The 10428-nt window shown below is 55.5% G+C and carries 7 protein-coding genes and 2 pseudogenes; 3 read left to right on the top strand and 6 right to left on the bottom strand.

Annotated elements, in window-relative coordinates; translation table 11 throughout:
• Window positions 1–52 precede the first annotated feature (52 nt).
• Window positions 53–559: pseudogene (locus V7730_RS20265) on the top strand (bifunctional 5,10-methylene-tetrahydrofolate dehydrogenase/5,10-methylene-tetrahydrofolate cyclohydrolase); the annotation flags it as partial.
• On the opposite strand, the gene V7730_RS20270 reads toward V7730_RS20265, so the two are convergent.
• A complete protein-coding gene (locus tag V7730_RS20270; RefSeq protein ID WP_335749385.1) occupies window positions 556–1401 on the bottom strand; it encodes a DMT family transporter in 846 nt (281 codons plus the stop codon). The pseudogene V7730_RS20265 and the gene V7730_RS20270 overlap by 4 nt on opposite strands.
• A 139-nt stretch (window positions 1402–1540) precedes the next feature.
• On the opposite strand from V7730_RS20270, the gene V7730_RS20275 reads away from it, so the two are divergent.
• Both V7730_RS20275 and V7730_RS20280 read left to right on the top strand, forming a co-directional pair.
• Complete coding sequence (locus V7730_RS20275) at window positions 1541–3913, top strand: DUF1989 domain-containing protein (protein ID WP_335749386.1); 2373 nt, start codon at window positions 1541–1543, stop codon at window positions 3911–3913.
• Window positions 3914–3963: 50 nt separating this feature from the next.
• Complete coding sequence (locus V7730_RS20280; protein WP_335749387.1) at window positions 3964–4389, top strand: hypothetical protein; 426 nt, start codon at window positions 3964–3966, stop codon at window positions 4387–4389.
• Here the strand turns inward: V7730_RS20280 and V7730_RS20285 are convergent.
• From V7730_RS20285 to V7730_RS20305, 5 genes and pseudogenes are all read right to left on the bottom strand, one after another.
• A pseudogene (locus V7730_RS20285) lies at window positions 4386–5720 on the bottom strand (NAD(P)-binding domain-containing protein). The gene V7730_RS20280 and the pseudogene V7730_RS20285 overlap by 4 nt on opposite strands.
• A 12-nt stretch (window positions 5721–5732) precedes the next feature.
• Window positions 5733–7061, bottom strand: coding sequence for a type III glutamate--ammonia ligase (glnT, locus tag V7730_RS20290; RefSeq protein WP_335749388.1), 1329 nt, complete (start codon window positions 7059–7061; stop codon window positions 5733–5735).
• A gap of 75 nt (window positions 7062–7136) precedes the next feature.
• Window positions 7137–8480, bottom strand: coding sequence for an FMN-binding glutamate synthase family protein (locus tag V7730_RS20295; RefSeq protein WP_335749389.1), 1344 nt, complete (start codon window positions 8478–8480; stop codon window positions 7137–7139).
• Between the two features lie 9 nt (window positions 8481–8489).
• Window positions 8490–9167 (bottom strand): GXGXG domain-containing protein, encoded by a 678-nt coding sequence (locus V7730_RS20300; RefSeq protein ID WP_335749390.1) that lies wholly within the window; start codon window positions 9165–9167, stop codon window positions 8490–8492.
• Entirely contained in the window at window positions 9168–10097 is a 930-nt protein-coding gene (locus V7730_RS20305; protein ID WP_335749391.1) for a class II glutamine amidotransferase, read from the bottom strand. It abuts the gene before it with no gap.
• Window positions 10098–10428: the final 331 nt, after the last annotated feature.

A 10428-nucleotide genomic window follows, 5' to 3' on the forward strand; every position in this document is an offset into this window, starting at 1 on the left:
GATGCATCTTAGCCAAGCCGCAAAACTGTCCTAAAAAGCAGGACCACTTCAGAACCCCGCGTCGATCGGCAATATCGTCTATTCCGATGTGGCTTTAGCCCCTTGCACGGCGGCAGCGTCGGTCGAGTTGATCAAAGAAACTGGCCTTGATCTGAAGGGACTGGAAATCGTGATGATTGGCCACTCCGAGATTGTCGGTAAACCGGCTGCTATGATGCTTATGGCGGAAGGTGCGACGGTTACGGTTTGCCATCACATGACGCGGTCTGTTGCGATGCATTCCCGGCGGGCCGATGTGGTGATCGTGGCCGTGGGAAAACCGCATCTGATTGGACCAGAGATGATCAAACCGGGTGCTGCTGTGATCGACATTGGCATCAACCAAATCGAACAGGATGGCGAGACATGGATCGTCGGGGATGTTGATACAAAGGCTGTTCTCGAAGTTGCTGGCTGGATCACTCCGGTGCCCGGGGGGGGCGGGCCTGTTACCGTGGCTATTTTGATGCGCAATGCAATTGTGGCACATCAACGTCAGGTCGCGGCGGGGTGGATCTAAAGCGCGAGATATCCGATCCCTGCAAATGTGATCGCGCAGCCAACCCACTGGGGAAAAGTCATCTTTTCGTTGAGAAGTCCCCAAGCTAACACGATCGTTATCAACCCAAAAACAGACGCAGCGACTGCCGCATATTCCGCATTGGCCAGTCCCCCGGCTGAAATCATGCATAGCAAAGCGATCCCATCGGCCAGACCCATCAATGTCAGAAGCCCAAGCGATCGGCGTCCGGGCCAGAATGGAGGTTTCCATACCACCATGCCACCAATCAACAGCGCAATTGCGGTACTGCGCGTGATCAGGGTTGCTGGCAAATGATGCGACATTTCCGCAGCCATCTGACCTAATGCGAAGGTGCCCGCATATCCGAAAGACGCGATGGACGCGAAGAATATCGTGACGCCTTTTGGCACAGTATCCTCTGCGCTTTGATCAGACAGATAGGCGACGGTTGAGACGCCGCATAAAATGACAAAAACGGTAAGCCATTCCACAACGGTGACATGCGTCCCGGTAAATGCCGCCCATAGAACAGACAGGATCGGAAAACTTGCGATTATGGGCGCAACCAACCGGACTGGCCCCCGCTGGAAGGCCCCATAAAGACCAAGGCTGGCGACGAGGAAAAATACACCTGCTAAAACTGCAGGTGCAAAGGCTTTTGCGGGTGTCTCGTGAAAACCGCTCGTGGCCAGCATGTATGCGACATGAAACAGCAAACCCGTGCACAGCACAGTCAGCAAAGATGCCATAAGCGGCGCTTTTTGGCTGACAAACCGGACACAGATGTCGTGAAATCCCCAAGCGAATGCTGCTATAAGGCCAAGAGAAAGCGCACTCACTTAGGGAGATCGACGGTTTTGAGTAAATTCATTATCCTCAGGGCCTAACTATTCTTGCATCGTCGATGTGTTCGACATATTCTTATGATTAAACTAATTTTCCGGTGGTGCAACATGCCTGTGCCGGAGCGGAGGACAGATGTTCGACGATCCTTATCTAAAAGTCAGGCCCGGCCCGCCTCGGCCCAGTGAAATTATACAGCCGTTGGTGTTCTCAATGCCTCCGGGCACCGAACGCTATGTGATTCAGGGAGCAGGGGCGGTGCTTGTTGCTGTTGAAGCCGGTGACAAAATTTCGGTGAGCAACGATGAGGGTGGACAACCTTGCGAGATCCTTTGTGTCGACAAACATGGCAAGGCTGATGCCGCGATACTTGGTGTTACAGCGAACTGTGAGATGGAAGGGACAAGAGCCCTGCTGGCCAGCTCGGACAGATCATTGCACGGGCTACGGATGCGGCTGGATGCACGTGGTATCAGCTTGGGCACGGAGCGGGGGCTGCGCTTTTTCGATGCTACAACGCCAGCAAAAACCAGCGAAGAATTCCGGACACAGCGTGATGGGACGTTGATCATAGCCGCCCCAGGCCGCGCGATGGACATCGAGGCGCAAGATACCGCCACCCCTCTGACCGTAATGATCACTCGTGCGGTGATCAAATCACATGTTAAATTTGAATTGCCGACTCCGCTTGCGGACCCTCTTCAAGACATCCGGATCCACACTCAGACGGCCGAATCCTATTTCGTCAAGGCGGGTGACTTCATCCAGATTATTGACGTTGACGGGCGCCAATGCACCGATTTTGAGTGTTTCTCGGCCCGAAAGTTAGATCGAGGCATTGAGCATGCCCTTGATGTAACAACGACCCGGACATTGATGGGGTACGCCTACCCAATGCCCGGGCTACATGCCAAATATTACGATCAGGAAATGCTCCCCCTTGTCGAAGTCGTGCAGGACACCTGTGGACGTCATGACGCCTTTGCACTGGCATGTTCGGCGAAGTATTACGATGATATCGGGTACCCGGGGCACGCAAATTGCTCTGACAACTTCAACGGGGCATTGAAAAATTTCAATGTCGCGGGTCGCCCCGGCTGGATGGCGATCAACTTCTTTTTCAATACCAGCATTGACGATCACGGAGTGATGTATGCGGACGAACCGTGGTCACGGCCCGGCGACTATGTGTTGCTGCGCGCGCTGACCGACATCGTATGCGGCAGTTCTGCATGCCCGGATGATACAACTGCCGCCAATGGTTGGAACCCAACCGATATCCATATTCGCACGTATAGCGGCAAAGAGACATTCCAACGTTCCGTCGCTTACCGCACAACCCCAGACGCGGAGCCCAAAATGACCAAGCAAACAGGTTTTCACGAGAGCTTCGCCAAACACACGCGAAATTTTATTGAATATAACGGCTATTGGTTGGCCAATTGTTTTGCCAAGGAAGGCCCGATCGAAGAATATCAGGCATGTCGCCAAAAGGCGGTGATCATGGACCTGAGCCCGCTGCGCAAGTTCGAGATCACGGGGCCGGATGCGGAGGCTTTGTGCCAGTATATTTTCACACGCAACATGAAGACTTTGCCTGTGGGCGGCGTCGTTTATACGGCAATGTGCTATGAACATGGTGGCATGATCGACGATGGCACCGTATTCCGCCTTGGCCGCGATAATTTTCGGTGGATTGGTGGCAATGACTATGGCGGCGAATGGATGCGGGAGCAGGCTGAAAAAATTGGACTAAAGGTTCTGGTTCGGTCCTCGACAGATCAATTGCATAATGTTGCTGTGCAAGGCCCCGAAAGCCGCGATTTGCTGCGCAAGATCGTCTGGACTGCCCCCCATAATCCCGAATTCGATCAGCTTGGCTGGTTCCGTTTCACGCCGGCGCGGTTGATGAACGAAAGCGGCACGCCCTTCGTTTTGTCGCGCACCGGCTATACTGGCGAACTAGGCTATGAAGTCATGTGTCATCCCAAAGACTGTGCCGAGATTTTTGACGCTATCTGGGACGCAGGGCAGGGGCATGGGCTGCGGCCAATGGGACTAGAGGCGCTGGACATGGTGCGAATAGAGGCCGGGTTGATTTTCGCTGGATACGACTTCAGCGATCAGACCGATCCCTTTGAGGCGGGCATCGGATTCACCGTGCCGCTGAAAACCAAGCCCGATGATTTTATTGGGCGCGATGCGTTGATCCGCCGAAAAGAGAACCCAATGCACAAGTTTGTAGGGCTTGAGATCGACAGCAATGTCGATGTCGGGCACGGCGACCCAGTGCATGTCGGGCGCGCGCAAATCGGTGAAGTGACATCTTCCATGCGCTCGCCGTTGCTGGGCAAGAATATCGCATTGGCGCGGGTGGACGTCGCGCATTCAGAGGTCGGCAGAAAGCTGGAGATCGGCAAACTGGACGGCCAGCAAAAACGCCTGCCTGCTGTCATTGCCCCCACCGTCGCCGCTTATGATCCGGGAAAAGAACGGCCACGTTCTTGACCTTAGGCCAGATCGTTTTGGCCATCTGTCCGATTGTCGGAGGGATGGCCGTGAGCGTAGCGATAGCAACAGGAGCATTTGCAAGCAGTTTCTGCGATGACTTGGCACAGCTTGGCACCAGCCTTAGCTCTCCGGCGGAGAGTCCAGATCAACGCTTTGCCTTATCTGAGGATGGTGCAGCGCAAGCCGGATGTCAGACATCACTGAACATCGGTGGCGGCAAGTCATTGCACTGCATGTGGGCGTTTGCTTATCGCTCGGATGCCGCGACAGAGGCGTTTGAAACGCTGCTGCGTCAGGTTGCCAATTGTGGGGGCGAAAGCGTCATGCGGGATCAAGATGTGAACCATCCTGACTTCTATGACTTACACCTGTTTACCTTCGCCGACAGTACGGTCGGCGTCTCACTAAAAGACAAGGGAGCGCTTTCACAAACCCTTGTCTTTCTGACCTTTGTCAAAGTAGCGAAACCCTAGTTCTTCAAGTAGACTGCCAGACTATCATCAAGCGCATCTTTCCATGGCGTATGGTGCTTCGGGGCCATCGTTCCAGTGATCACTGAGGTATAGGCATTGTCGCGGAAGGTCATGATCCCCTTCTTCTTGTGCCCCTTCCATTGCTTGAACGCCTGACAAGCCCCTTCCACATCAAAGCTGGGGTAGTCGGTCTCGTCGATCAACTCTTTAGTATAATCGCCCTGATACCAGATTGCGCCATAGTCGTCCTCCAGCGCGTCCTCGCGGGCGACACGGTCTTGGACGTCGGCCTGCATCGCGGCGCGGTCTGGTAGGGCGATGCGATCCATGATCACGTCACGCACCCACCAGGCCTGTGCGTCGAACATGTTGAAGGTGAACCACTGGTCCTGCATGCCGATATAGAACAGGTTGGGATTGTTGACCCAGGCCACGGCTTTGTACAGGTCTGCTGCGGCCAGCCGGTTTGCGGTGCGCAGGCGCAACTCATCCGCCAAAAAGGGGAAGTGATGTTTGTACCCGGTACATAGGATCACGGCGTCCACATCCTTGGTGGTGCCATCCTTAAAATGCGCAGTGTTTCCATCGACCTTTTGCAGCAAAGGCACTTCTTGCCAATTGTCGGGCCAGTCATAGCCCATGGCAGCGGTGCGGTGGCTGACGGTGATCGATTTCGCCCCGTATTTCCAGCATTGCGATCCGATGTCTTCGGCGGAATAGGAAGTGCCGACGATCAGGATGTCTTTGTCAGCAAACTCAATCGCATCGCGAAAATCATGGGCATGTAGCACGCGGCCTTTGAACGTCTCAAAGCCTTCGAAATACGGCACGTTGGGTGTCGAGAAATGCCCGGTGCATACGATCACATGATCGAACTCTTCGGTGTAATCGTGATTGGCTGGCAGGTCACAGACCGAGACGGCAAACTTGTCACCTTTGGCTTCGACGTGGCGGACGGCGGTATTGAAGTGGATCCAGTCCCGCACACCTGCCTTTTTCACGCGCCCTTCGATATAGTCGAATAAAACCGCACGTGGCGGATAAGAGGCGATTTGCTTGCCAAAATGTTCCTCGAACGAATAATCCGCGAATTCTAAACCTTCCTTTGGTCCATTCGACCACAGGTAGCGATACATCGACCCGTGTACCGGTTCGCCGTATTCATCAAGGCCGGTGCGCCATGTATAATTCTACAATCCGCCCCAATTGGACTGTTTTTCAAAGCAAACAACTTCGGGGATTTCCGCCCCTGCGGCTTGGGCGGATTGGAAAGCCCTTAGTTGGGCCAAACCCGAAGGCCCGGCCCCAAGAATTGCGACGCGCTTTTTCATTCTGATCCCTCTCTAGATGTCTAGGGTGTTGTCTTTTTCCCATTGTGAAAAATGGGACGTAAAGTCATTCCATTCCTGCATTTTCATCTTGATGTAGGAGGCAGAGAATTCATCGCCCATGGCGGTTTTGAGCCCGGCATCCTTGTCATAATCACGCAGTGCGTCCAGCATGTTCAGCGGAAGTCTCGGGGCATCAGTGATCGTGTGGCCTTCGGCGTACATGTCGATGTCGTGGCGCCTGCCGGGGTCGGCTTTGCTGCGCACGCCTGACAGACCGGCAGCGATGATGACGGCCTGCAACAGATAGGGGTTGGCTGCACCATCTGGCAGGCGCAGCTCAAACCGACCGGGGCCAGGCACGCGCACCATATGGGTCCGGTTGTTACCGGTCCATGTGACTGTGTTGGGGGCCCATGTCGCGCCTGACATGGTACGCGGCGCGTTGATGCGTTTGTAACTGTTCACGGTCGGGTTGGTGATCGCCGCCAATGCGCTGGCATGTTTCATGATGCCACCAAGGAAGTGTTTGCCGCGCTCGGACAGGCCGACTTCGCCCGTCTGTCCTTCGCCAGCCCCTGCAAAAACGTTCGTTTTGGCAGCAGCGCCCGGTGCGTCCCAGACCGAGATATGCGCGTGACAACCGTTGCCCGTCAGCCCCTCGATGGGTTTGGGCATAAAGGTCGCGCGGTAATCGTGCTTTTCGGCGACAGTCTTGGTCATGAACTTGAAAAAGCTGTGCTTGTCGGCGGTCTTGAGCGCGTCGTCATAATCCCAGTTCATTTCCCACTGACCATTCGCGTCTTCATGGTCATTTTGGTAGGGGTTCCAGCCCAATTCGAGCATGTAGTCACTGATCTCGCGGATCACGTCGAGGCGGCGCATGAAGGCCTGTTGGTCGTAGCAAGGCTTGGCAGCGGTGTCGAAAGCGTCCGAGATTTGATCACCTGCGGGGGTCAGCAAAAAGAACTCTGCCTCAATGCCGGTTTTGACATGCATGCCCTCAGAGGCGGCTTCGGCTATGAGTCTGCGCAGCACGTTGCGAGGCGCTTGTGCGACGGGTTCGCCTTCCATCACGCAGTTTGCGGGGATCCATGCGATTGTCTTGTCCCACGGCAGAATGATGACGGCATCGGGGTCTGGTACGGCCAGCATATCGGGATGTGCAGGGGTCAGATCGAGCCATGTTGCAAAGCCCGCAAAGCCCGCGCCGTCCTCTTGCATGCCTGCTATTGCGCGGGCAGGGACCAGCTTGGCACGTTGGCCGCCGAAAAGGTCGGTATAGGAAATCATAAAGTATTGAATGCTGTTGTCGGCAGCAAATTTTGCCAGATCAGTTGCCATATTTCTTCCCTGCTTTCGTCTGCATGAGGTAAAAAAAAAGGGCGCAGGCCGTGATCGGCTGCGCCCGCGTGTTGATCAGTAGGATGTGCCTGGTTTGCCAGGGTACCAATCGGTGCCCGCCAGAGGAATTTTCGCCATTGCGGCAGCTTCCATGGTCAGGGCGCAAAGGTCCTCGGGTTCCAGATTGTGCAGGTGGTTCTTACCACATGCCCTTGCGATGGTTTGCGCCTCAAGGGTCATCACCTTGAGGTAATTATTCAACCGCCGACCGCCCTCAATGGGATCGAAACGCGCCATTAATTCAGGGTCTTGTGTGGTGATCCCCGCGGGGTCTTTGCCTTCGTGCCAGTCATCATAAGCCCCTGCAGTGGTACCAAGCGCGTTATACTCTGACTCCCACTTCGGGTCATTGTCGCCAAGCGCGATCAAGGCTGCGGTGCCAATGGCCACGGCGTCTGCGCCAAGTGCCATGCATTTGGCCACATCAGCGCCATGACGGATGCCGCCAGAGACGATCAACTGCACCTCGCGGTGCATGCCAAGGTCTTCGAGTGCACGGACGGCTTCACGGATACAGGCCAGAATGGGCTGACCCACGTGTTCAATGAACACGTCCTGCGTGGCCGCAGTCCCGCCCTGCATGCCGTCCAGAACGACCACATCCGCGCCCGCCTTGACGGCCAGAGTGGTGTCAAAGTAGGGCCGCGCACCGCCAATTTTGATGTAGATCGGTTTTTCCCAATTGGTGATTTCGCGGAGCTCAAGGATCTTGATTTCCAGATCGTCAGGCCCGGTCCAGTCGGGGTGACGACAGGCAGAGCGCTGGTCGATCCCCTTTGGCAAATTACGCATTTGCGCGACCCGGTCCGAGATTTTCTGACCCAGTAGCATGCCGCCACCGCCCGGCTTGGCGCCTTGGCCCACCACGATTTCAATCGCATCGCAGCGCCGCAGATCGTCGGGGTTCATGCCGTAGCGTGACGGGAGGTATTGATAGACCAAAGTCTTGGAATGACCGCGCTCTTCTTCGGTCATGCCACCATCGCCTGTGGTGGTCGAGGTGCCGGCCATAGTCGCCCCGCGCCCCAGCGCTTCTTTCGCCGGGCCTGACAATGCACCAAAGGACATGCCTGCGATGGTCACGGGTGTGTCCAGCTTGATCGGGTTTTTGGCAAACCGCGTGCCGAGTGTTACGGAGGTTTCGCATTTCTCGCGGTACCCTTCGAGCGGGTATCGCGAGATAGACGCGCCAAGAAACAGCAGATCGTCAAAATGCGGTACCTTGCGTTTGGCACCACCGCCCCGGATATCATAAATACCGGTGGCCGCGGCACGCCGGATTTCGGCGTTCACCTTATCGGTGAATGTCGCGGACTGTACCGGAACTGTCCGCGGCGCGCCGTTGTGATCATCTTTCATAGCGGCCCCTTAATATGCGTTGTCGATGTTGAAATTATAGAGCTTACGGGCAGAGCCATAGCGTTTGAACTCGGAGGCTTTGGCATCGCATCCACCGCGTTCCAACAGCTCTTCCAGAATTGCCAAATGTTTGGGGCGCATCTCTTTTTCGATGCAGTCGGCACCAAGTGATTTGACAGAGCCACGGACGAACAAGCGCGCCTCGTACAGCGAGTCGCCCAAGGCCTCACCTGCATCACCGCAAACGACCAGATTGCCCGATTGCGCCATGAAGGCGGACATATGCCCGATACTGCCGTGCACGATGATGTCTATCCCCTTCATCGAAATGCCGCAGCGTGATGATGCATTGCCCTTGATGATCAGCGTGCCGCCATTGCCCGTGGCACCGGCGTATTGGCTGGCGTCGCCTTCTACGATGACCGTGCCGCTCATCATGTTCTCAGCAGTGCCGGGGCCGGTTGATCCATGCACATGCACGGTCGCCTGCTTGTTCATGCCAGCGCAGTAATAGCCGGTCGAGCCTTTGACATTTACTTCAATGGGCGCATCAAGGCCAACGGCAATGGCATGGCTGCCTTTGGGGTTTAGGATTTCCCAAACCGTCTGGTTGGTGGTGGCGGCCTGCGCGTGCAGCGCGGAATTCAGGGCGCGCAGCCCTTCGGCCTCAAGGTCAAATGTTTGCATTCAGGCAGCCTTCTCATGCTCGGTGGGCGCTGTGTTATGGCTCCAGAAATAGACGGTGGCGGGTTCAGGTTCCCAAATGCGGGCAGTTTCTATTCCCGGCAAGTTCACCAAGGCGCGGTATTCCGAGCCGAAGGCGACGTATTGATCGGTTTCAGCCATCACGGCGGGCTTGCAGGCAATCGGGTCACGCACCACACCAAAGCCGTCCTTGGTGCCAACAACAAATGTAAAGAAGCCATCCAGATCAGTCAGGCTGCTTTGCAGCGCTTCGCCTAGCGTCGCTCCATTTTGCATTTTCCATGTGAGGTAGGCCGCGCCAACCTCGGTGTCGTTTTCGGTCACGATCTGCACGCCGGCGCGGCGCAGCTTGCGCCGTAGCGAGTTGTGATTGGAAAGCGAACCATTATGCACCAGGCATTGGTCCATGCCCGTGTTGAATGGATGGGCTCCGAGGGTTGTGACGGCTGATTCTGTGGCCATTCGGGTGTGACCAATCCCATGTGACCCGCTCATCCGACGAATATCAAAGCGCTCTGCCACATTTTTCGGCAGACCCACCTCTTTGTAGATTTCGAGGGTCTCACCGCGACTCATAATCCGCACATTCGGATGATTGGCCGTCAGATAGGATCGGGCCGCGGCCATCTGGTCGGTTTGGATTTCCAGAACGGCGTGTGTGTCCTTGATGGACATGCTGACACTGCCTTGGATCGCCTTGCGCAGCGCGTTATCCAGCTTGTCAAAGCTTGCGGTCGGATCATCGGCTTGGGCTGTCAGCTTTGCCCTACCGTTTGATCCAGCAGTATAAATCGCGATGCCTGCACTGTCAGGCCCGCGATCCGTCATCGTAATCAGCATATCGGTCAACATTTCGCCAAGCTTTGGCTCAAGTGACCTGTCTTTTAAAAAAAGTCCGACGATCCCGCACATGGCCGGGGCCTCCCTCAGTTCATGATTTCTTGAATTTGACGCTAGCACCAATAATTTTGCCGTTCAACCAAAAGGAAACTTTTTTTCACCTAAGTCAATTTTTTCTGGTCAGATCGGACGTCCTATGCTTCATTTACGTCAGTGTCGCGCGAAAGAGCACCTTTGCTCGTCTCGTTAGGCGCGCCTAACAGATGGCAAACACAGGGGTGAAACGTGGAAGAACAACTAGCAGAACTGACGGCACAGGTGGCCGCGTTAAAGGGAAGCAGCGGTGTAACTGTTGAATGTCACTGAGAGCTGACCCGGTAGCCCCATAAATTGTCACTGAGAA

The organism is Sulfitobacter sp. (genome assembly GCF_036961165.1).
In the GTDB taxonomy this organism is placed as follows: domain Bacteria; phylum Pseudomonadota; class Alphaproteobacteria; order Rhodobacterales; family Rhodobacteraceae; genus Sulfitobacter.